The organism is Polaribacter sp. Q13 (genome assembly GCF_016858305.2).
GTDB lineage: Bacteria > Bacteroidota > Bacteroidia > Flavobacteriales > Flavobacteriaceae > Polaribacter.
Map to the genome: position 1 here is coordinate 4,061,366 of NZ_CP074436.1, position 24,253 is coordinate 4,085,618.

19 protein-coding genes are annotated in these 24,253 nt (G+C 30.4%); 11 read left to right on the forward strand and 8 right to left on the reverse strand.

The window, feature by feature from the left end:
* Positions 1-44 precede the first annotated feature (44 nt).
* From ggt to dnaN, 3 genes are all read right to left on the reverse strand, one after another.
* Positions 45-1,739, reverse strand: a complete 1,695-nt coding sequence (ggt, locus tag JOP69_RS17160) for a gamma-glutamyltransferase (protein ID WP_203393647.1) — start codon at positions 1,737-1,739, stop codon at positions 45-47.
* A gap of 54 nt (positions 1,740-1,793) precedes the next feature.
* Positions 1,794-2,354: an ACP phosphodiesterase gene (locus JOP69_RS17165; RefSeq protein WP_203393673.1), complete on the reverse strand. Its 561-nt coding sequence runs from the start codon at positions 2,352-2,354 to the stop codon at positions 1,794-1,796.
* A 159-nt stretch (positions 2,355-2,513) separates the two neighbouring features.
* Positions 2,514-3,632 carry a DNA polymerase III subunit beta gene (gene dnaN / locus JOP69_RS17170; RefSeq protein WP_203393646.1) on the reverse strand — a complete coding sequence of 373 codons (1,119 nt, stop codon included), beginning with the start codon at positions 3,630-3,632 and terminating at the stop codon, positions 2,514-2,516.
* Between the two features lie 267 nt (positions 3,633-3,899).
* On the opposite strand from dnaN, the gene JOP69_RS17175 reads away from it, so the two are divergent.
* The 3 genes from JOP69_RS17175 (at position 3,900) to JOP69_RS17185 (ending at position 9,394) form a co-directional block, all read left to right on the forward strand.
* Complete coding sequence (locus JOP69_RS17175) at positions 3,900-6,398, forward strand: PIG-L family deacetylase (RefSeq protein ID WP_203393645.1); 2,499 nt, start codon at positions 3,900-3,902, stop codon at positions 6,396-6,398.
* Positions 6,399-6,694: 296 nt separating this feature from the next.
* On the forward strand, positions 6,695-8,416 hold the full coding sequence (locus JOP69_RS17180; protein WP_203393644.1) for a sodium:solute symporter: 1,722 nt from the start codon (positions 6,695-6,697) through the stop codon (positions 8,414-8,416).
* Between the two features lie 6 nt (positions 8,417-8,422).
* A complete protein-coding gene (locus JOP69_RS17185; RefSeq protein WP_203393643.1) occupies positions 8,423-9,394 on the forward strand; it encodes a Gfo/Idh/MocA family protein in 972 nt (323 codons plus the stop codon).
* On the opposite strand, the gene JOP69_RS17190 is transcribed toward JOP69_RS17185, so the two are convergent.
* From JOP69_RS17190 to JOP69_RS17210, 5 genes are all read right to left on the reverse strand, one after another.
* On the reverse strand, positions 9,375-10,004 hold the full coding sequence (locus tag JOP69_RS17190) for a bifunctional 2-polyprenyl-6-hydroxyphenol methylase/3-demethylubiquinol 3-O-methyltransferase UbiG (protein WP_203393642.1): 630 nt from the start codon (positions 10,002-10,004) through the stop codon (positions 9,375-9,377). The genes JOP69_RS17185 and JOP69_RS17190 overlap by 20 nt on opposite strands.
* A 71-nt stretch (positions 10,005-10,075) precedes the next feature.
* On the reverse strand, positions 10,076-10,747 hold the full coding sequence (locus JOP69_RS17195; RefSeq protein WP_203393641.1) for a PolC-type DNA polymerase III: 672 nt from the start codon (positions 10,745-10,747) through the stop codon (positions 10,076-10,078).
* A 2-nt stretch (positions 10,748-10,749) separates the two neighbouring features.
* A complete protein-coding gene (locus JOP69_RS17200) occupies positions 10,750-12,666 on the reverse strand; it encodes a DUF294 nucleotidyltransferase-like domain-containing protein (RefSeq protein ID WP_203393640.1) in 1,917 nt (638 codons plus the stop codon).
* Positions 12,663-13,211 (reverse strand): NUDIX domain-containing protein, encoded by a 549-nt coding sequence (locus tag JOP69_RS17205; RefSeq protein ID WP_203393639.1) that lies wholly within the window; start codon positions 13,209-13,211, stop codon positions 12,663-12,665. Before JOP69_RS17205 ends, JOP69_RS17200 begins: the two co-directional genes overlap by 4 nt.
* Before the next feature lie 103 nt (positions 13,212-13,314).
* On the reverse strand, positions 13,315-14,403 hold the full coding sequence (locus JOP69_RS17210) for a M42 family metallopeptidase (RefSeq protein ID WP_203393638.1): 1,089 nt from the start codon (positions 14,401-14,403) through the stop codon (positions 13,315-13,317).
* 225 nt (positions 14,404-14,628) lie between these two features.
* Here JOP69_RS17210 and JOP69_RS17215 point away from each other — a divergent pair, with 225 nt between their 5' ends.
* From JOP69_RS17215 to JOP69_RS17250, 8 genes are all read left to right on the forward strand, one after another.
* A complete protein-coding gene (locus JOP69_RS17215; RefSeq protein ID WP_203393637.1) occupies positions 14,629-15,516 on the forward strand; it encodes an ABC transporter ATP-binding protein in 888 nt (295 codons plus the stop codon).
* 121 nt (positions 15,517-15,637) lie between these two features.
* Positions 15,638-19,291 carry a M1 family aminopeptidase gene (locus JOP69_RS17220; RefSeq protein WP_203393636.1) on the forward strand — a complete coding sequence of 1,218 codons (3,654 nt, stop codon included), beginning with the start codon at positions 15,638-15,640 and terminating at the stop codon, positions 19,289-19,291.
* 2 nt (positions 19,292-19,293) lie between these two features.
* Positions 19,294-19,962: a lysoplasmalogenase gene (locus JOP69_RS17225; protein ID WP_203393635.1), complete on the forward strand. Its 669-nt coding sequence runs from the start codon at positions 19,294-19,296 to the stop codon at positions 19,960-19,962.
* Between the two features lie 9 nt (positions 19,963-19,971).
* Positions 19,972-21,054 (forward strand): esterase-like activity of phytase family protein, encoded by a 1,083-nt coding sequence (locus tag JOP69_RS17230; RefSeq protein WP_203393634.1) that lies wholly within the window; start codon positions 19,972-19,974, stop codon positions 21,052-21,054.
* 34 nt (positions 21,055-21,088) lie between these two features.
* Positions 21,089-21,610 carry a hypothetical protein gene (locus JOP69_RS17235; protein ID WP_203393633.1) on the forward strand — a complete coding sequence of 174 codons (522 nt, stop codon included), beginning with the start codon at positions 21,089-21,091 and terminating at the stop codon, positions 21,608-21,610.
* 99 nt (positions 21,611-21,709) lie between these two features.
* Entirely contained in the window at positions 21,710-22,588 is an 879-nt protein-coding gene (gene dapA, locus JOP69_RS17240; RefSeq protein ID WP_203393632.1) for a 4-hydroxy-tetrahydrodipicolinate synthase, read from the forward strand.
* 5 nt (positions 22,589-22,593) lie between these two features.
* Positions 22,594-23,106, forward strand: a complete 513-nt coding sequence (locus JOP69_RS17245) for a ferritin (RefSeq protein WP_203393631.1) — start codon at positions 22,594-22,596, stop codon at positions 23,104-23,106.
* A 260-nt stretch (positions 23,107-23,366) separates the two neighbouring features.
* Entirely contained in the window at positions 23,367-24,245 is an 879-nt protein-coding gene (locus JOP69_RS17250) for an outer membrane protein assembly factor BamD (protein ID WP_203393630.1), read from the forward strand.
* The last annotated feature ends 8 nt before the right edge of the window (positions 24,246-24,253 follow it).

Consider the following 24,253-nt stretch of genomic DNA (forward strand, 5'->3'; position numbering starts at 1 on the left):
AACTGCTAACTGCTAACTGCTAACTGCTAACTGCTAACTGCTAACTAAAATCCAACAGCAGTATCGTCTCCACGTTTATCTGCTCCACCTTCTAAACTAGTATCCGGTAACACCAAAATAGCAGAAACTTTTCCTATAATTCTAGAAGTAGTTTCATCAATTGGGTACCCAAGTTCTTTTAAATCTGATATCACTTCTTTATCAAAACTATTTGGTTCCATTTTAATAACATCTGGCAACCATTGATGATGAAATCTTGCTGCATTTACAGCTTCTTGCATGCCCATTTTATATTCATGCACATTTAAAATTGTTTGTAAAACGGAGGTAATAATTGTAGATCCTCCTGGAGTTCCTACCACCATAAAAAGTTTACCTTCTTTTTCTACAATTGTGGGGGTCATAGAACTTAACATTCTTTTCTCTGGATGAATTTCATTGGCTTTTGCACCAATTAAACCAAACATATTTGGCACACCAGGTTTGCTGCTAAAATCGTCCATTTCATTATTGAAAAAGAAACCTAATTCAGGTGAATATAATTTAGAACCATAAGCACCATTTAAGGTTGTGGTAACAGAAACGGCATTTCCAAACTGGTCTATAATAGAATAATGAGTTGTTTCATCACTTTCTATAATTTCTATATTTCCATGAGAAACATCGGCAGATTTTGTAGCTTTTTCAAAAGAAAAATCTGCCATTCTTTCTTTAGCATATTCTTTAGAAATTAATTTTTGTTGTGGTACGGTAACAAAATCAGGATCACCTAAAAAGAAACTTCTATCTGCATAAGCGCGTCTTTCTGCTTCTGTAATTACTTGAATAGATTTGGTTGTATTGTGTCCGTATTTACCTAAGTCAAAAGGCTCAATAGCTTTCATTATTTGTGCTAAAGCAACACCTCCGCTAGAAGGGGGAGACATTGAAATTACTTTTAAATCATCATATTTAAAAGTAACGGGAGTTCTCCATTTCGCTTCATAATTTGCTAAATCTTCTAAAGTGATGATTCCTCCATTTGCTTGAATAAAACTCACTATTTTTTTTGCAGTTTCCCCTTTGTAAAATTCATCCAATCCGTTTTGTTGAATTCTGATTAAGGTTTCTGCTAAAGCAGGATATTTAATGGTGTCATTTTCTTTCCAGTTTTTACTTAAAGGAATGGAGTCTTTATTTGCTTTTAAAAATAAAGGTTGATAGTTTTTAATTCTGTCTTCTTGTTTTTTAGTTACAACAACACCTCGTTTGGCTAAGACAATTACGGGTTTTAGAATTTCGGACATAGGCAGAGTCCCAAATTTTTTATGAGCTGCAAAAATTCCTGCAAGCGTACCAGGAACTCCTACTGCCAATGCACCTAAAGTACTTTTTCCTGCAACAACATTACCTTCATTATCTAAATACATGTCTTTGCTGGCAGCTAATGGAGCTTTTTCTCTATAATCTAAAGCACCAATTTCTCCATCAGCTTTTCGGTAGACCATAAAACCTCCACCACCAAGGTTTCCTGCAAAGGGATAAGCAACCGCTAAAGCTAAATCTGTTGCAGCCATTGCGTCAAAAGCATTACCACCTTTTTTAAGAATTTCAATACCAATTTTAGAGGCTTCAACTCTTGCAGATACAATCATTGCTTTTTGAGATATTAAACCTGTAGAGTTTTTTTCTTTTTTAGGTGCTGTTTTACAGTTGATTAACAATAATGAAAATGTAAATAATAACAGTGCGTTTTTCATATAGTTAGTTGTTTTAATTCTTAAATAAATGATATGTCAATAGAAAAATTATTTCTATTTATTTTTATATTGAATGTCGGTTAATTCTTTGAATTTTTTATTTGTGTGCTCAATTAAGTCTTTAAAAAATAAGGTAAAATCTTCTTGGAGTTCATCTTCTAAAAGGCGTAAGTCTTCGATGGCTAGATTCATTTGAGATTTTCCTTTTGTTCTGGTATTCATTCCGTTTAAAACCTTTGCAATTCCGTCTTTATATTGATAATTGAATAAAATATTATATTCAATCATATACTTAATAAAGTTTTGAGACTTTACAGGTAAATCGTCTGAAATTTTGCTAAATAATTTATAAACGCTTTTGGTATACACATCCAAAGAAACGTCTGAATAATCAGCCCAATTTTTCGCTAAGAAATAATCATAAAAAATATCGATAATTACACCATCATAATGTCTGTACCTTTTATGTAAACGTCTTTTGCTTTTCCGTACAATTTTATGAGCATCTGTAAAAGTGTCTATTTCTCTGTGTAAGAAAATTCCTTGCTGAATTTCTTTAGAAAAACCTTCGTAATTATTACCTCTAATATGGTCTGCAATAAAATTACCAATCATAATATTGGTGTCGTTTTGTGATAGGTATAAATGGGCTAGGAAATTCATAAAGGTAAATGTAAAGAAAAAATTTACAAAGCATAAAAAAACCACAACTGAATTAAATTCAATTGTGGTTTTTTAAAATATCTATAAATTTAAGATTATAATAATCCGAATTTAACTATTCAACATTACAGGCATTACCAACATGGTAACTTGTTCACCTTCGTCTGTACCATCAATAGGAGTTAAAATTCCTGCTCTGTTTGGTAAAGACATTTCTATTAAAACGTCGTTAGAACTTAAGTTGTTTAACATTTCACTTAAAAAACGAGAGTTAAAGCCAATCTGCATATCGTCTCCTTGGTAATCGCAGCTTAAACGTTCGTCTGCTTTGTTAGAAAAATCTAAATCTTCTGCAGAGATATTTAATTCTGTACCCGCCATTTTTAAACGAATCTGGTGTGTTGTTTTGCTAGAGAAAATAGAAACACGTCTTACAGAGTTTAAGAAAGAAGCTCTATCAACTGTTAATTTATTAGGATTCTCTTTAGGGATAACCGCTTCGTAATTAGGATATTTTCCATCAATTAAACGACACACTAAAACAATATTATCAAACGTAAACTTTGCATTTGCATCATTATATTCAATAGTAACATCGCTATCAGAACCACCTAAAATTCCTTTTAATAAGTTTAAAGGTTTTTTTGGCATAATAAATTCTGCAGTTTGATCTGCAGTAACATCTGTTCTTGTATATTTAACTAATTTATGTGCATCTGTAGCAACAAAAGTTAAACTTTGTGAACTAAATTGAAAAAATACTCCACTCATTACTGGGCGTAAATCATCATTTCCTGCTGCAAATATTGTTTTAGAAATTGCAGTTCCTAAAATGCTAGCAGGCACAACTGTTGTACTTGGTGATGCCAAAGTAACCGCTTTAGGAAATTCATCTCCACCAAAATAAGCCATGTCATATTTACCCTGATCAGAACTAATTTCAATTGCATTGTCACCTTCCGTTTTAAACGTTAAAGGTTGGTTTGGAAACGTTTTTAGAGTATCTAATAATAAACGGGCAGATACAGCAATAGATCCAGAACTTTCACTTTCTACTTCAACCACAGAACTCATAGTTGTTTCTAAATCTGATGCAGAAACCTTTAATTCATTCTCAGCTAATTCAAACAAAAAGTTATCTAAAATTGGTAAGGTATTGTTACTATTTATAACGCCGCCTAAAACTTGTAATTGTTTTAATAATTGCGAACTCGATACAATAAATTTCATGTAATGTATTTTCTTAATTTGTTTTACAAATATAACTTTATTAAGTGACTTTAAAAATTAATTTATTAACAGGTTATGAGCATTTATTTTGAGGATTTAGAAACGTTATAATTATGTTAACAAACTTTATTTTGATTGATAAAAAACTACATTTGTTTTTATTGATAATCTCAGATTTTTTTAAGAGTGTCACTTCGAACGCAATTGAGAGGTTTCTATTAAGTCTCAACTGCGCTAGATCTGACAAGAATTGACCAATTTATACATATGAAGAAATTTTTACTTTCTACACTCGCATTTTTACTGATTTCAGTGTCAGTGTTCGCTCAAAAACCACAAAAATTAACCTCGAATCAGATTTTCGAAAAAATTCAGAAACTTAATTTCTTAGGAACTGCTTTATATATTGCGGCACATCCAGATGATGAAAATACGCGTTTAATTGCCTATTTAGCAAATAATGTAAAAGCTAGAACAGGATATTTATCTTTAACAAGAGGAGATGGAGGGCAGAATTTAATTGGTCCGGAAATTAGAGAATTACTTGGGGTTATTAGAACCCAAGAATTATTGGCAGCAAGAAGGGTAGATGGTGGAGAGCAACTATTTACAAGAGCCAATGATTTTGGGTATTCTAAAGATCCAGATGAAACCTTAAAAATTTGGAATAAGGAAGAAGTTTTAAGTGATGTTGTTTGGGCAATTAGAAACTTTAAGCCAGATGTAATTATCAATAGATTCGATCATAGAACACCAGGTACAACACATGGGCATCATACAAGTTCTGCTATGTTAAGTGTGGAAGCTTTTGATATGGTTGGAGATTCTACAAAATATACAGATCAATTAAAATATACTAAAACGTGGCAACCAAAACGTTTGTTTTTTAACACATCTTCGTGGTTTTATAAAACGCAAGAAGATTTTGATGCTGCTACCAAAGGAAAATTAACATCGTTTGATGTTGGTGTATATTATCCGTTAAAAGGAGTTTCTAATAATGAGTTGGCTTCTATAGCAAGCAGCCAGCATTTATGTCAGGGTTTTGGTAGATTAACTACCCGAGGAAGTGAAAATGAATACGTAGAGTTTTTAAAAGGAGAAGCTCCAAAAGATAAAAATGATATTTTCTCTGGAATAAATACTACTTGGAACCGTCTTGAAAATGGAGGTGAAATTGGTGATATTTTATATGATGTAGAAAATAATTTCGATTTTGTAAACCCGTCTAAGCATTTACCTCAATTAATGAATGCCTATAGTTTAATAGAGAAATTAGAAGATACGCATTGGCGAGCAATTAAAGAAAAGCAAATTAAAGAAATTATAGAAGCGTGTGTAGGCTTGTATTTAGAAGCTTCGGCAGTTAGTTCTTTTGGAACACCAAATTCTAAAATTGATGTAAATTTTGAAGTAGTAAACAGAAGTAGTTATCCAATGATATTGACTTCTATTACAACTACGTTGGATGAAAATACAATATACAAAGGCTTTGAATTAGAGCAGAATAAGAAACTAAATTTTAAAGAAAATATTTTACTAAAAACGGATGAATTTACAGATCCTTATTGGTTAAGAAAAGAACCTTCTTTAGGAATGTATAAAGTAGATAATCAAGAATTGATAGGGAAACCAGAAACACCAAGAGTGGTTAAAGTAGCTTTTAATTTGGTTGTAAATTATTTGCCAATAACAATTACTAAGAATGTTGTTATGCGATATGCAGAAAGAGATAAAGGAGAAGTTTACGAACCTTTTGAAATTTTACCGAAGGTAACTACTAAGCTAAAGGATAAGGTGCTTATTTTTTCTGATAGTATTTCTAAAAAAATTGATGTGGAAGTAAGAGCAGGAGCAAATTATGTAAACGGAAAAGTGAGTTTAAAAGTTCCAGAAAACTGGAGTGTTACGCCTAAAGATATTTCTTTTGATATTGCTCAGAAAAAAGATAAGCAAACCGTTTCTTTTATGGTAACACCTCCAAAAGAGCAATCTGAAGGGAAATTACAAGTTGTAGCATTGTTAGAAGGGAAAACGTATACCAAAGAATTGGTGGAAATTAATTATAGCCATATTCCCAAACAATCTGTTTTATTAAATTCTGAAGCAAAAGTGGTTCGTTTAAATATTAAAACAACAAATAATAAGATTGGGTATATAAAAGGAGCAGGAGATGTTGTTCCAGAAAGTTTACGTCAGATTGGGTATACGGTAGAGAATATAAATCCGTTAGAAATTAATGATAAAAACTTATTAAAATATGATGCTATTGTTGTGGGTATTAGAGCTTACAATGTAGTTGATGAGTTAAAGTTTAAACAAAAATACTTGTTAGCGTATGTAAAACAAGGAGGAAACATGATTGTGCAATATAATACGGATAGAAATGTAGATGTTGCCGCTCCTTATCCTTTAAAATTGTCTAGGGATAGAGTAACAGATGAGGCTGCAGCCGTTTTAATTTTAGCAGAAGACAACCCTTTAATGAATTTTCCTAATAAAATTACAAACGAAGATTTTAATGGTTGGGTACAAGAACGTGGTTTGTATTTCCCTAATATTTGGGATGAAGCTTACGTGCCTGTTTTATCTATGCATGATAAAGGAGAAAACATGAAATTGGGTAGTTTACTGATTGCAAAGTATGGAAAAGGAAATTATATATATACAGGTTTAAGTTTCTTTAGAGAGTTACCTGCAGGTGTTTCTGGTGCGTATAAATTATTTGCAAATATGCTGTCTGTAGAGAAAAACTTAGTAGAATAGTTTTAAAATTTTAGGTTTCAGGTTTAAAGTTGGAATAATAATATAGTGAAGTTAAAAAGAAAGCAAATAGGTTTAGCCCTGATTGAAACCTTTCGACTTCGCTCAAGACAGGATTTATCCTTTTTTGAGGAACGAAAAAAAGATATAGTGGAAAGCAGGAAATAGCTTTTAAAAAATAAGATAAAATGAAAGAGCGAAAATATACTTGGAAAAAAGAATATTCAATGGTTTTAATTGCCAATGTAATTTACATTATTGCGTTTTATTTTATTACAAATTATTTTACGGTTTAGTCTATGGAAATTGAAAGTAAATTACATGCAATAGATTGGATTATTCTGTCTGTAACTTTGATTTTTATTGTGGCTTACGGCACGTATGTTACCCGAAAAAATGATAATGTAACCGATTATATAAAAGGAGGAAGCGATTCTAAATGGTGGACGATTGGACTATCTGTTATGGCTACACAAGCCAGTGCAATTACGTTTTTATCTACACCAGGACAAGCGTTTCATAGCGGAATGGGGTTTGTACAATTTTACTTCGGTTTGCCAATTGCAATGATTATTATTTGCGTGGTTTTTATACCCATTTATCATAAATTAAAAGTCTATACAGCCTACGAGTTTTTAGAGGGAAGATTCGATTTAAAAACGAGAAGTTTAGCGGCAATTTTATTTTTAGTTCAGCGTGGTTTGGCAGCGGGAATTACCATTTTTGCACCAGCAATTATTTTAAGTGCTGTGTTAGATTGGGATTTATTGACGCTGAATATTATCATTGGTTTTTTAGTGATTATTTACACGGTTTCTGGAGGTACAAAAGCGGTAAACGTAACGCAAAAACAACAAATGATTATCATTTTTATTGGAATGCTAATTGCATTTTTTATGATTATGAGTCAGCTTCCGGAAAATATTACCTTTACCAATGCATTAGAAATAGCTGGAGCAAGTGATAAAATGCAGGTATTAGATTTTTCTTTCGATTTAAGCAATAGGTACACGGTTTGGACAGGGATTTTAGGAGGAACATTTTTAATGTTGTCTTATTTTGGAACAGACCAAAGTCAGGTGCAGCGTTATCTGTCGGGGAAATCGGTTAGAGAGAGTCAGTTGGGTTTAATTTTTAACGGATTGTTAAAGGTGCCTATGCAGTTTTTTATTCTGTTAATTGGGGTAATGGTTTTTGTTTTTTATCAATTTAATGCATCTCCTTTAAATTTTAATCCCACGGCAAATGATGCAGTTCAAAATTCTGAATATTTAGCAGAATATCAAAAATTAGAAGCAGAGCATGCCATTATAGAAAATGATAAAAGGCTGTTGTTTTCTGATGGATTTCAAGTGGAAGAAAAACAAAGAATTCAAGAATTAAATTCAAGAGATTTAGAGCTAAAAGAATCGGCTAAAGAAATTATTAAAAAAGTTGATGAGAAGTCGATTAAAAAAATAGAATCGAATGATAAAGATTATGTGTTTATTCATTTTATTCTAAACAATTTACCAAGAGGATTAATCGGACTTTTATTAGCTGTAATTTTATCTGCAGCGATGTCTTCTACAGCGTCTGAATTAAACGCCTTGGCAAGTACAACTGCTATAGATTTATACAAGCGAAACGTAAGAGAAGATAAGAGCGAAGAGCATTATGTAAAGGCTTCTAAATGGTTTACGTTGGCTTGGGGAATTATTGCCATTTCGGTAGCTTGTGTAGCTAATTTATTCGATAATTTAATTCAGTTAGTTAATATTATTGGGTCTATTTTCTACGGAAATGTCTTGGGTATTTTCTTATTGGCGTTTTTTGTTAAATATGTTACAGGAAATGCTGTTTTTGTAGCAGCATTAATTACGCAAGCTTTAATTATTACTGTATTTTTACTTGATTGGTTGCCGTATTTATGGTTGAATTTATTAGGGTGTGCGTTAGTAATGGGAATTGCAATTATTATTCAAACATTTATGCCTTCTAAAGACAATCATACAGATGATTTAAAAACAATAGAAATTTAATGTGTTATGGAAAAGAAAACGATTAAATGGGGAATTATTGGTCTAGGTAATATTGCTCAAAAATTTGCTAAAGATTTAGCCACTGTAGAAAATGCAGAATTAGTTGCTGTGGCATCTAGAAGTCAAGAAAATGCTGATAAATTTGCACTAAAATACAACTCAAAAAAAGCCTATGCTTCTTATTCAGATTTAGCGAATGATGCTGAGGTAGATGCGGTTTATATTGCAACTCCACACAGTTTTCATAAAGAGCATGCGATACTTTGTTTGCAACATAAAAAAGCGGTTTTATGCGAGAAACCTTTTGCAATGAATTTACAAGAGGTAGAAGAAATGATTGCGGTTGCAAAAGAAAATAATGTGTTATTAATGGAAGCGTTATGGACTTATTTTTTACCACATTATACCTATGTTTTAGAAAGTCTTAAAAACGAGAAATTTGGAAAGGTATTAAAACTAGAAGCAGATTTTGGTTTTTATAGAGCATTTGATAATGAGAGTAGATTATTTAAAAAAGAAGTAGGAGGAGGTAGTTTGTTAGATATTGGTATTTATCCAATTTTTGCGGCATTATCAACTTTAGGGATTCCAAATACTATAGAGGCAGATGCTACTTTTTTTGATAACGGAGCAGACTCTGCATGTAATATGACGTTTGCTTATAATGACACGAAAGCTGTTTTAAAAAGTACATTGTTAGAAGATGCTGCTACAGAAGCAATTTTTACTTGTGAAAGAGGGATTATAAAAATAAACACCATGTTTCATATGCCTACAACTGTAACAATTACAGAAAACGGCAAAGATGAAACCATCGATTTTAAGTACAAAACCATTGGTTATAATTTTGAAACAGAACACTTTAATAATCTGTTAAGAGCAAACAAAAAAGAAAGTGATGTAATGACTTTCGATTTCTCTAAAAACATAATAGCTACGCTAGATAAAGTTAGAAGTATTATAGGTTTGGAATATTAGTTTTTCTTCCAATAAAACGTATAACGTTACTTTTTGCTTTATGAAATAGACCTTCTTCGAGTTCTATTTCTTTTTCTTCTAATAAGATAATTTTAAAATTAGGAAAATCGTTTTTGATCATATCTATAGAAAATAAAAAATCAATGTTTTTTGGACCTCCAGCATTTGGGTTTTCTTTTTGTAATTCAAAATGATTTTTACTAAACCCTTCGAGGATTATAATTCCGTTGGGTTTTATCAATGCTGCTATTTTGGAGTGATACTCCGATAATATATTAGGAGGAAAGTGGGCGAAAATTAAAGAAGCAATATCAAATTTTTCATTCAATAAATTCAGACTAAAAAAATCGCCTACTTCATAATTAATTTTTACATTTTCTTTTTCAGCAAGTTTCAAGGCTTTGTTTTTTCCTTCTATACTAATATCAAAAGCAAAAATTTCTAAGCCTTTTTTTGCAGCATATACGGCGTTTCTACCTTCTCCTTCTGCAGGAAATAAAATTTTGCCTTTTAAATTATAGGTATCTAAAGTCTCTTTTAAAAATTCATTGGGTTTTATTCCATATGCATATTCTTTATCTGCATATCTTTCATTCCACATTTCTTTCATAGGATTATTTTAATGTTAAAATTGATTTTTTGAAGGAACCAATACTTTAAGGTTTTTCTTAAAAAAAAATATTAAATTGAAAATAAATCTTTAAGTGTTAAATTGTCGTTTTTATTTAAACGTGCCATTATTTTTAAAAATACTATTGCAGTAATAAAAGCATCTCCACTTGCAGTATGACGATCGCTTTTAGAAACGTTTAATTCGTCGCACAAGGTGTCTAAAGTAAAACGTTCTTTTTGGAGTGTGTTTTGATAAACAGCATGTTTAGATTTTCTGTATAAATGCTCCGTGTCTAAAGTTTTGTTTTGAATATTGGGTAAATGATTTCTTTCTAAAATTTGGTTCATCATCATCATGTCAAAATTAATATGATGCCCTACTAAAACAGCATTACCAATGTATTTTAAAAAACTTTTTAGCGCTTCTAATTCTGTTATTTTAGTAATACGTCCTTCTTTTAAAATTCCATGAATATGTACTGTTTCTGGATTAAAAAATTCTTGTTTTAAATATACTTCAAAACTATCGTTTACATTTAAAGTGTTATTTATTAAGGAAACGGCTCCAATTGATAAAACTCGATCTTTCATTCTATTAAAACCTGTAGTTTCAGTATCGAAAACAACAAATCTAGTTTCGGAGATACTTAGTTTCGGTGTATTTGAAAGACTTTCTTCGTACTCTAAAAAGTAATCGGGAAGCTTATTTTGCTCTTTTTTATTAAACCAACTAAAATTCATAATTATCTAATATTACCGAGGTTAAATCTAATAGTAAGTACTTCTTGAATTTCTCTAATTGGTTTAAAACACCTTTTTAATTTTAACTTTTCTTCTTTTGTTAAGGACTCTAATTTTATAAATTTTCCAGAATCATTGTGTAAAATACCTTGTTTAGTTTTAAATTTTAATAATGCTTTAAAAGCATAAGAACAAGATTGATATAGTTCTTTATTTTGAGGCTCTATTTCTGCTAATTTTTCAAAACGTTGTGCTGTATTATTTATTTCGAACACGTTGTTAGACAACGTTAAAAGTCTTGCAGCATTAATTAACGGCATTAAAGCTCTTGTTTTTATGTTAAAAGAGTCTTTATGGTCTCCGTTATTTTCTACTAAAAACTGTTTGAAAAATCCTAATGGAGAGGGACTTGCGATAGCTTCTTTTCCTAAAAGTGTAAATAAATGACTTCTTTCATTAAGTGTAGCAAAAATACTTTTAGTTAATTCTTTTGCCATGCTAACATCACCATAAATAGCATTAAAATCGAAGAAAATAGACGATAATAAAATGGCTTTTTCATCAACATTAATAATCCAATCGTTAAATTGATTTTTCCATTCTGTTAAAGATAGACACCATTTTGGGTTGCTTGCCATCATTTCTGCAGGGCAATATTCGTAACCGATTTTATGTAATGATTTGGTAATATGACCAGATAATTTTAGAAAATAGGCTTTTGTTTCTGCGTATTTATCTTCAGTTACTTCATCAAAAATAATTGCATTGTCTTGGTCTGTATATAAAAGTTGTTCTTTTCTTCCCTGACTACCTAATGCCAACCATGTAAATTTAACAGGTGGAGGAGTTTCCATCTTTTTTAAAGAAAGCTCAATAACTCGTATGGCTACACCATCATTTATTTCAGAAATTATTTTAGAAATATGAGATAATGGAATGTTTTGTTCTAAATAAGATTTTAAAAGCTGATTGGCTTTGATTCTAATTTCTCTAATTTCTCTAGTTTTTTTAGCGCGTTTAATTTCCTTTAAAATTACTGTAGGGTTATTTCCTAAAGAAGCTAAAACATCATGGTTTGTTAAAATTCCAATTAATTTAGAATTACTTGTTCCGTCTTCAGTAATACATAAATGCCCTACTTTATGTTTTATCATTTGTAGTTGAGCGTCTAAAACAGTTAAGTTTTTAGATTGTGTAATTACCGGAAAAGACATGATATCTTCAACAGAATCATTAATAGAAAAAAGACCTGTTGCAATTTTATTTTTAAAATCGCTATTGGTAATAATTCCAATTGGTAAGCAGTTGTCATCAATCACTATAATACAACTAATTTTTTGATTGCTCATTTTTGTCGCCGCTTCTTTAACAGTAGACTTAATGGTGCATTTTAAAGGTTTTTTAGTAAAGTTGACAGATTGTAAATTGGAGTCAGATAAATTATCTTGAACGATATAATCTGTAAAAACATTGTTGTTTTCTTCATTGGTATAAGGATCAAAAGATTTAGATGCAAATGAAGTTAATAAGAATTTATTAATTTTTAAACTTCTTTGAGATACTGCTTCAAAAATTTCAATAGGAATACCGTATACAATAGATTCCTCATTGGCGACGGCGTCTAAAACATAATTCTCTTTACTAATTAAAGGTCTTAATCCAAAAATATCACCACCGTCGCATATATCTATTAAAGATTTTTTGTCTTCTAGATTTTTATACAAACTAATACCACCATTTCTTACGATGTAAAAATGTTTGTGATTGGCTTCATTTTGGTGATAAAGAACTTTTCCTTTTTCTAAATAGATGATGGATACTTGAGAAGCGATTTCAAGTATTTTGGAACTTGTTAATAGATTGAAAGGAGGATAGTTTTTTAAAAAATCGTAAACGCGTTCTGCAATTGAGTTTTTCATCTTTTATGTATTTGTTGATGAATTTTGTTATAAACCGAAAAATAATACTCATGAAATCTAGGGAGTAAAATATTTTCTAAATTTTCGGTGTTTTTTAAAGTTGATAAATCAAATAATTTGATGGCATCTACTTCTTCTTTTTGAATGCTTAAAGTTGATAAAGGAACTTTTAATTCTGCAATAAAAACATGATGATGTTCGTTATCTTGAATTCCGTTTGCATGAGAAACTTGATGAATTCTTGTACCAATTTTAATGAGGTCTCTTTCTTGCAGTTCCAAACCAATTTCTTCAAAAACTTCTCTTTTTGCAGAAGTAATTACATCTTCTCCTGCGCCAATATGTCCTGCAACAGAAATATCCCACATACCAGGAAATACTTTTTTAGTCAAAGCTCTTTTCTGTAGCAATATTTTTTCATCCGAAGTAAAAAGCCATATATGAACAGTGGCATGAAACCAACCGTTTTTATGTGCTTCAGATTTTAAAGCAGTTTTTCCTGTAGGTTGCCCTTCAGGAGTTAAAATATCAATGAGTTCGTCCATCTTTTTAACCGCAAAGTGCGCAAAGAAACCGCAAAGGTCACAAAGTAGTATTTATTATTCTTTGCGACCTTTGCGAAAACTTAGTGCTTTTGCGTTTTATATATTATTCAAAATATGAAAAAGTTTCATCACCTTTAATATTCAATAATGTTTCATAAATCATTTTAATCACATTTTCTACATCATCTCTGTGTACCATTTCTACAGTTGTGTGCATGTATCTTAACGGTAAAGAAATTAAAGCAGAAGCAACGCCACCATTACTATATGCAAAAGCATCTGTATCGGTTCCTGTAGCTCTAGAAAGTGCAGAACGTTGAAAAGGAATCTCTTTAGCTTCGGCAGTTTCTGTAATTAAATCGCGTAATTTTTGTTGTACAGCTGGTGCATAAGCAATAACCGGACCTTTACCTAACTCTAAGAATCCAGCAGTTTTTTGCTCAATCATAGGTGTAGTAGTATCGTGTGTAACGTCGGTTACAATCGCAACATTTGGTTTTATGGTTTGTGTAATCATTTCTGCACCACGTAAACCAATTTCTTCTTGTACCGCGTTGGTAATGTATAAACCAAAAGGCAATTCTTTTTTGTTTTCTTTTAATAGACGTGCAACTTCGGCAATCATAAAACCACCCATTCTGTTGTCTAAAGCTCTACATACAAATTTATCTCCATTTAAAATATGAAAAGTATCTGGATAGGTAATTACACAACCAACATGAACACCTAAAGCTTCTACTTCTTTTTTAGTAGCACAACCTGTATCAATAAAAATATTGTCTGGTTTTGGTGCTTCTTCATTCGCTTTATTTCTAGTGTGAATTGCTGGCCAACCAAAAACACCTTTTACAATGCCATTTTTTGTATGAATGTTTACCATTTTACTTGGTGCAATTTGATGATCTGATCCTCCGTTTCTAATTACGTAAATCAATCCGTTATCAGAAATATAATTTACATACCAAGAAATTTCATCTGCATGCCCTTCAATTACTACTTTGTATTTTGCATCTGGGTTTATAACACCAACAGCAGAACCATACGTATCTGTAATAAATGTGTCTACATAAGGTTTTAGGTAGTCCATCCAAATTTTTTGACCTTCCCATTCGTAACCAGTCGGAGCAGCATTATTTAGATATTTTTCTAAAAATGTAAGAGATTCTTTATTTAATATTGATTTTTTTGACATTATATATATGTTTATAAGTGTGAAAAGTTTTTAAAGCTAAAATGTCTGTTTGTAGGTTTTCTTTTTATGGAATTGAAAAAGAAAAAGTATTTAGAGCATTTTACACTTTCAATTGTAAAAATAATACGAATTTTTAGGAATTCCATTAAAATAATCACAAAAAAGTGTAACAAAAGTGCTTACTTTTACACTAATCACCAAACGAATATCACTAAAACCAACAATATGAAGTTAGTAATTGAAAATTTAACCAAGACTTATAAAAACGGTGTAAAAGCAATCGATAATCTAAGTATCGAAATAGGTACAGGAATGTTTGGTTTATTAGGCCCAAATGGAGCAGGTAAATCATCTTTAATGAGAACCATTGCAACGTTACAAAGTCCAGATTCTGGTTCAATTACTTTTGGTGATATTAATGTTTTAGAAGACAATATGTCTTTGCGAAAAGTATTGGGGTATTTGCCACAATCTTTTGGCGTGTATCCAAAAATGTCAGCGCAAGATTTATTAGATTATTTTGCTACGTTAAAAGGGATTTCAAAAAAAGACGAAAGAAAAGCTATTGTAAAAGAAGTTTTAGAAATTACTAATTTATATGACGTAAGGCATAAGCATGTTGCAGGATATTCTGGCGGAATGAAACAACGTTTCGGAATTGCTCAATTGCTTTTAAACAACCCAAAATTGATTATTGTTGATGAACCAACTGCTGGTTTAGATCCTGCAGAGAGACATCGATTTTTAAATGTTTTAAGAGAAGTTGGTACCAATACAACCGTTATTTTTTCTACGCATATTGTAGAAGATGTAAAAGAGTTATGTAATGAAATGGCAATTTTAAACGGAGGTAGAATTCTAAAACACACCACTCCGCAAGAGGCAACTTCGGAAATAGCAAATACTATTTGGACCAAAATTATAGAGAGAGAGGAATTGGAAGAAAACGAGAAGAATTTCAATATTTTATCATCAAACTACAATCAAGACAATACGTTAAATATTAGAGTGCATGCTTCAGAAAAACCTTCGGATGATTTTGTGGCTGCAACTCCGCAGTTAGATGATGTGTATTTTATTGCTTTAAAACAAGATGAACCGCAGTTGGTTTAATTTTTAGATTTCTAGACTTTTGGATGATTAGATTGTTAGAAACTCTATAATTTAATCCATAAATCTAAAATCCTATTCTTCTAAACATCTAATTAATCCATCAATCTAAATATCCAAAAAAATGTTTTCAACTATTTTCAAACAAGAATTAAAATACTGGTTTAGTAAACCGGCATTTTATATTTATATTGGTATTTTTTTAATATTGGCTTTCTTTTTATCAGCTGCTTCAGCTGGTTTTTTCGATTCAGTTACAGCTACAACAGGATCATCGAGAATTGTAAATTCTCCCATAGGAGTTTCCAATTTATTTAACGCATTAACTATTTTTATATTCTTTTTATTTCCTTCCATTGTTGGGGTTTCGGTGTATAGAGATTTCAAAAGTGAAATGCATACCATTTTATATTCCTATCCTTTTACCAAAGCAAATTATCTGTTCGCAAAATTTTTTAGCTCCATTGTAATTGTTTCTATTATTGTATTGTCTATTGCCTTGGGAATGATGATTGGATTTCGTTTTCCAGGGACAAACTCAGATATTGTAGGGCCATTTAACCTCCAAGCATATTTGCAAACGTATTTCGTTTTTATTTTACCAAATGTATTATTGTTTGGTGCCATTGTTTTTGCGGTAGTTGCGTTTACTAGAAATATTGCAGCAGGTTTTATTACGGTTATTATTTTAATGTTCGGACAAGGGGTTTTAGAAGGTTTGCTATCAGATCCAGAACACAGAACTTTGGCTGCGATTTTAGATCCTTTTGGTTCTGCTGCGTCTAATTATTACACAAAATATTGGACACCTTCCGAACAAAATGAATTACAAATTCCATTAAAAGAAATGATTGTGTACAACCGTTTATTATGGTTGGCAATCTCAACCTTAATTTTTGGTTTGGTGTATCAATTTTTTACATTTAGTCAGAATGCTATTTCTATTTCCTTTAGAAAAATAAAAGGAGAAAGAGTGACAAAAACAAACTTTAGCGGAATTACTAAAATTACTTTACCTAAGGTTTCTTATGACTATTCTTTTATTCAGAATTTAAAAACTACTTGGAAATTATCGAATATCGATTTTAAATACATTCTTAAAAGTTGGGCTTTTATTTCTATTGTTTTAGTGGGTTTGGTACTGATTGTTGTCATGCTTTCTGAAGTTGGTGATATTTTTGGAACACCAACATTACCGGTAACTTGGAAAATGATTAACCTAAGTGGCGTTTTCTTTGCTTCTATAAATATTTGTACATTTTTATATGCAGGTATGTTGGTGCATAGAGCCAAAATTGCCAAAATAAATCATTTGGTCGATGCCACTCCAATTCCTAATTGGACTCTTTTATTCTCTAAATTAATTGCGCTTATAAAAATGCAATTGGTTTTATTAGCAGTAATTATTGTTTCCGGAATGGTTTTTCAGATGTATAAAGGATATTATAATTTTGAAATTGGCCATTACTTTTTTGAGTTGTATTTTTTAAGTTTTATCAGCCTATTTATTTGGGCTTTGTTATCAATATTTGTACAAACTTTAATAGGGAATCCGTATTTAGGTTTATTCGTTTTATTAGTGATTTCTATTGGAATGCCATTTTTATCTTTGGCAGGTATTGAGCAATCTATTCTTAAATATAACCAGGGTCCAGGGTTTAATTATTCGGATATGAATGGATATGGAGCAACTTTAGTTCCTTATTTATCGTATAAAATTTATTGGATTTTATGTGGATTGTTACTCTTGGTTGTTTCTTTTTTATTCTGGGTTCGTGGAATTCCGAGTTCGTTTTCAGAAAGAGTTACCATTGCAATAAGTCGTTTTAAAGGTTTTGCGGTTATTAGTTTTGGAGTATTATTAATTGCGTTTTTAGGGTTAGGGTATTCCATTTATCAAGAAACAGGAACCAAAATGAAAAGAACATCTTCTAAGGAAGCAGAATTACAAAGTGTAAGTTGGGAAAAAACCTATAAAAAATATGAAGGTTACGCTCAACCAAGAATTATTTCCGTTAAAACGGATGTAAATATTTTTCCGAAGGAAAGATTGTTTGATGCTGCGGCAACTTTTATCATGGTTAATAAAACGGACAAAGCAATTGATACCTTGTTTTTAAATCATAATTCTTTAGAGAGTACTTTTAAATTTAACAGACCAAATACCTTAGTTTTAGAAGATACTATTCAGGATTTTAACATGTATCGATTCGAAAATAAAATTTTACCAGGAGATACTTTACAACTTTCTCTTACTGTAAAAAGTAAGGCGAATACAAATTATAGAAAAAGATCGCCTGTAAAAGAAAACGGAACTTTTATCAATAATGTTTCAATGTTTCCTTCTTTAGGATATTCTTCTCAGGGTGAATTAACAGACAATAAAACACGTAAAAAATACGATTTACCAGAAAATGATTTACGTCCAGCACCAACAGATTCAACCGCTTTAGGTGATACCTATATTTCTAAAGATTCTGATTGGATCGATTTTGAAGCAACGGTTTCAACATCTAAAGATCAAATAGCCATTGCGCCTGGGTATTTGCAAAAAGAATGGACAGAAGGAGATCGTAAATATTTCCATTATAAAATGGATAGTAAAATATTGAATTTCTATGCTTTTAATTCTGCTAGGTATGAAGTGAAAAAAGAAATGTGGAAAGGTATTTCTTTAGAAATTTATTATCATAAAGCGCACGATTTCAATTTAGATAGAATGATGAAAGGAATGAAGGCGTCTTTAGATTATAACTCTAAAAACTTTAGTCCTTATCAACATAAACAATTAAGAATTGTAGAGTTTCCTAGAACAGACGGAAGTTTTGCACAATCTTTTCCAAATACAATTCCGTTTTCTGAAGGCGTTGGTTTTATTGCGGATGTAGATGATAAAAATGAAGATGGCGTAGATTATCCGTTTGCAATTACGGTGCATGAAGTTGCGCATCAATGGTGGGCGCATCAAGTAATTGGAGCAGACGTTTTAGGGGCAACCATGTTGTCGGAAAGTTTGTCTGAATACGTGTCTTTAAAAGTATTAGAACATCAACATGGAAAAGATAAAATGAGAACTTTTTTAAAAGAAGCTTTAGATGGATATTTAATGCAAAGAACCATGGAGAGAAAACGAGAAAATGCCTTGATGTATAATGACGGACAAGGGTATATTCATTATCAAAAAGGTTCGTTGGTTTTTTATGCTTTGAGTGATTATATAGGAGAAGCAAACTTAAATGGTGCGTTAAAAAAGTATGTAGAAAAAGTAAAATTTCAAGAAGCGCCGTACACAACTTCTATAGAAATGGTGAATTATATAAAGGAAGCAACACCAGATTCTTTACAATATGTAATTAAAGATATGTTTGAAACGATTACTTTATATAGAAACCGAATTTTAGATGCAAAATCTACCCAATTAGAAAATGGAAAATACGAAGTGGAAATAGAATTTGAAGTTTCTAAGTATAGAAATGATGAAAAAGGAAAACGTTATTACGGAGAACAAGTAGGAGATACTTTAACCTATCAAACAGATAAAATGAAAAAACCTATTTTATCGGTTCCGTTGGCAGATTATATTGATATTGGTATTTTTACAGAAGAAGAAGTAGATGGCGAAAAGAAAGAAAAAGAAGTGTATTTAAAGAAACATAAGATTACACAAATTCATAATAAAATTAAAATTATTGTTGATAAAAAGCCAGTTGAAGTAGGCGTGGATCCTTATAATAAGTTAATAGATACACAGTCTGAAGATAACAGAAGAAAATTATAAAGATGAAAAATCATAACAAAACACTTTCGGCATCAGCATTTTTTTTAATAGTTGTTGTATTGCATCTTTCGGGACTTTTATTTAATGATACTTTAGCTTTTATTACAAAACCTTTTATTGCCATTTCTTTAGTTATGGTGTATTTGACTTCTGTAAATAAAGCAAATTATTGGTATGTTGCTGCGCTGTTTTTTTCTCTTTGGGGAGATTTATTTTTGCTATTAAAAGCAGAATTTTTCATGTTCGGGTTGGTTGCTTTTTTAATGGCACATATTTTATATATTAAAATAGCGGCAGGTTATGTGAAAAAAATAAATTTCATTAAAATAATAACAGCTTCCATTCCGTTTATAATTGTTTTTGGTGCTGTCGTATTTTTGATAAGTGAACATTTAGGAGCAATGTTATTCCCTGTTATTGTTTACGGAATTGTTATTTGTTCTTTTGGTACACTTACATTATTGAATTATCTTCAAGAAAAAAGTACAGAAAATTTATGGTTCTTTTTAGGAGCTGTATTTTTTATATTGTCGGATAGTTTGTTAGCAATTAATAAGTTTTACGAGGCAAGAGAAGTGTATGGAATTAGTATCATGATTACCTATATTGTGGCGCAATATTTAATTTGTAAAACAATGATAGGTAAAAGTAATAGCGTGTTAAATAGTTAATTATTTATTATGAAAAACCTTGTTTTAATAGTTTTTGTATGTAGTCTTTTGCAATCTTGTACAAGTGAGAAAAAGATAAAACTAAATTTTTTAGATGAGTTTGTTTTGGCAGATTCAATTCCGTTTCAAAATTCAATTATTGGCGGTTTGTCTGGTGTAGATAATGCAAACGGAGCCTATTATTTTGTGGTTGATGATGCTAGGAATCCTCGTTTTGTAAAAGGTGAAATTAATATCAAAAATAACAAAATAGAGTCTGTAGATTTTAAAAATATCGTTTTACTAAACGATACTACAACATCTTATTATAAAGAAAATGCTTTAGATTTAGAATCAATTTTTGTAGATGCAGAAACCGAAGAAGTTTATTTTGTTGGTGAAGGGAATATTAATAAAGGTAAAAGCCCTACCGTTTTTAAAACAGCTATGAATGGTATGTTTTTAGGCGATTTTGTACTTCCTAAAAGTTTTAAGGACACTAAAATAATTAAACACAATGCTGCGTTCGAAGGATCTTCTAAAAGTATTGACGGAAAAGGGTTTTGGGTAGCAATGGAAGGACCATTAAATACAGATGGAGAAGATCCTACTTTTACAAAAGCATCATCGCCAGTAAGAATTACATATTTTGATAAAACAACAAAAAAAGCAACAAAACAGTTTGCGTATCAATTAGAACATATTACCAAACCAGCAAAAGGCGATATCAATTTAAACGGACTTACTTCTATTTTAGAATACAAAGAAAATCACTTTTTTATTATTGAAAGAACCTATCAAAGTGGTTACGGTTCTTATGGGAATATTGTAAGAATATTTGATGCTGTCATTAATAAAGAAACAACGAATGTTTTAAATATAGATTCATTGAAAAACTCAGCATTTATTCCGCTTAAAAAACGCTTATTATTAAATTTTGAAGATGTTAAAAATCATTTAACAGACGGAATAATAGATAACATAGAAGGTATTACCTTTGGACCAGAATTAGCCAATGGAAATCAATCTTTACTTTTAGTTACTGATGATAATTTTCAGGTGTATGGAAAACAATTAAATCAATTTATTTTATTAGAAATTACGCATCAATAATTTCTATTTTTGTCAAGTTAACGTACTATAAAAAATGAATTTTTCGAAGTTAAAAGAAGCGAGGTTAAGAAAAAAGTTTGATAAAAATATCAAACAAGTATCAGAGAGCAGAACTGTTTCTCAAAAAGAAATTCAATCTGTAGGTATTTTAACAACGGAAAGTATTGCTTCAAAAATAGATGTTCAAGCAAAAATAGAATCCATTCTTGGTGTTAGAAATACTAAAATATATAGTTTTAAAAAGTATTCTAAATTAGATGAAGGTTCCTTTAAATATTTTTCAGAAAAAGATATCAATTGGAAAGGAGACTATACCCAACCTAGTTTTAATAGCTTTTTAGAGGAACCTTTTGATTTGTTAATTGGTTATTTTAATGAAACTAATTTGTACTTAGAAAATGCAGTATTAACATCTAAAGCTACTTTTAAAGCGGGTTTTTCTGGTGTAAACTCTAAACTGTATGAATTAGAGATTTTAGGTGAAACCGAACATTTAGAAGCATTCTTATTAGAACTAAAAAAATACCTTCAGATTCTTAAAAAGCTAAAAAATTAAACTTTAATAAAAAAGTTGTGTATTCTTGCTAAGATTTGTTTTTTTAGTAATTAATTTCAGCTTTAAGTTGTAATTTTACTGCTTATAAAATACATAATAATGCAAAAATTTATTGGAACTGGAGTTGCGTTGATAACACCTTTTAAAGAAGATTTAAGTGTAGATTTTGATGCACTTGTAAAATTGGTGAATTTTAACATCGAAAACGGAACAGATTATTTAGTTATCAATGGTACTACAGCAGAAAGTGCAACTATTACCAAAGAAGAAAAACAAGAGATTATCAATATTATTATTAAAACAAATAATAAACGGGTGCCTTTAGTTTTAGGGGTTGGTGGTAATAATACAACTTTAGTTATAGAAGAGTTACAAACAAGAGATTTTACGGGCTTAGACGGTATTCTTTCTGTAGCTCCTTATTATAGTAAGCCAACACAAGAAGGTTTTTATCAGCATTTTAAAGCCATAGCACAAGCTACAGATTTACCAATAATTTTATACAATGTTCCTGGTAGAACTGCAAAAAACATGGAGCCTGCAACCACAATACGTTTGGCAAATGAATTTGATAATATCGTAGCTATTAAAGAAGCCGGTAATAATCAACAACAGTATTATACATTATTAAAAGACAAACCAGCAAATTTTTTAATTATTTCTGGTGATGATGATATGGCTTTAGGAGTTGCCTTAGCGGGTGGTTCTGGAGTTATTTCTGTTATCGGTCAAGCTTTTCCAAAACAATTTTCTACCATGATAAACCATGGTTTACAAGGAAATAATAAAGACGGTTATGCAATTCATTATAAAATGATGGATGTGATAGATTATATTTTTGAAGAAAATAATCCGGCCGGAATAAAAACTGTTTTACAAGAATTAGGAATTTGTAAAAATGAAGTTCGATTGCCTTTAGTAAAAGCAAGTGCAGAACTTCAATCTAAAATTGCTAATTTTGTAGCGAACTTTAAATAGAGAATATGTTATCACCAATTATAGAAAAAGCATTAAACCAACAAATAAGAATAGAAGCCCAGTCTTCTCAAATATATTTAGCAATGGCTTCTTGGGCAGAAGTTTTAGGTTTTGAAGGTGTTGCACAGTTTATGTATGCACATTCAGACGAAGAAAGAATGCACATGTTAAAGTTGGTAAAATTTGTAAATGAACGTGGTGGACATGCAAAAGTATCGGCTTTAGATGCGCCTCCGGTAGAATTTGGTGAATTTAAAGAAATGTTTCAAGAATTATTTAATCATGAAGTATATGTATCTGATTGTATTAATGATTTAGTAGATATTTGCTTACAAGAAAAAGATTATGCTACTCATAATTTCTTACAATGGTATGTTTCTGAACAAATAGAAGAAGAAGCATTGGCAAGAAACATCTTAGATAAGATAAAGTTAATTGGAGATGATAAAGGTGGTTTTTATCTGTTTGATAATGATATTAAACAATTAATTACTGCAGCTGTTCCTCCTCAACAATAATATTAACAAACTTTTAGTAACAACTAATCGCTTTTTTTGCGTCTTTTGTGTCATTATTTTATGACATAATTTATTGTCAAAAAAAGCGTTTTATTTTCATACGTTATTTTAAATGCTGAGCATTTATAATTTCATTGAAACAGTTATCCTAAACTTATATTTACTGAACTTGTTTTAGTATTTTAGGAGCTAAAAGGGAAGAGTTATTTGAAGAAAAATAAATTCTTTTATTATCCATATTTAATCACTAATTTTGCACGATGCAAAAAATTAAAAATTTAGCGTATTTATTGTTGTTCTCACTTGTATTGATTTCTTGTGGTGAATATCAAAAAGTATTAAACAAAGGTACTACAGAAGAGCAGTATAAAATGGCTGTAAAATTGTACGAAAGTAATAAATATAGTAAAGCTTTACGTTTGTTTGAGAAAATTACACCAACATATAGAGGGAAGCCACAAATGGAGCGTATTCAATTTATGGTAGCTCAATCTAATTTTAATGAGAAAAACTATAGTATTTCTGGTTATTATTTTGATCGTTTTGCAAAAAATTATCCGAAAAGTTCAAAGAGAGAAGAAGCAGCTTATTTATCTGCTTATAGTTATAAATTGGCTTCTCCTAAATTTAGTTTAGACCCAACGGATACAAATAAGGCATTAGATGCTTTTCAAAGTTTTATAAATACGTACCCAGATTCTGATAAAATTGATCAAGCAAATGAACAATATAAAGAATTAAGGTATAAGCTTCAGAAAAAATATTTTGAAATTGCTAAAACGTATTATAGAACTGCAGAGTACGATTTAAGAAATTATAAAGCTGCAATACAGGCTTTTGATAATTTATTGGCAGACTATTTAGGGTCTGAGTTTAAAGAAGAGGCATTGTATTACCGATTAAAAGCTGCCCATGATTTTGTTTTAAAAAGTTATGACAGAAGAAAATCGGAACGTATAAAAGATGCAATTGAAGCATACGATAAGTTAAAAAGAAATTACCCAGAATCTCAATATATGGAGGATGCAAACAAAATGTTAGCAACTTTAAATAAAGAGCAAATAAGAATTGATAACTTAATAGCAAAACAAGTTGAAGCTACTGCTAAAACTAAAGTTAAAAAATCAAAAAAGAAATAATAATTAAT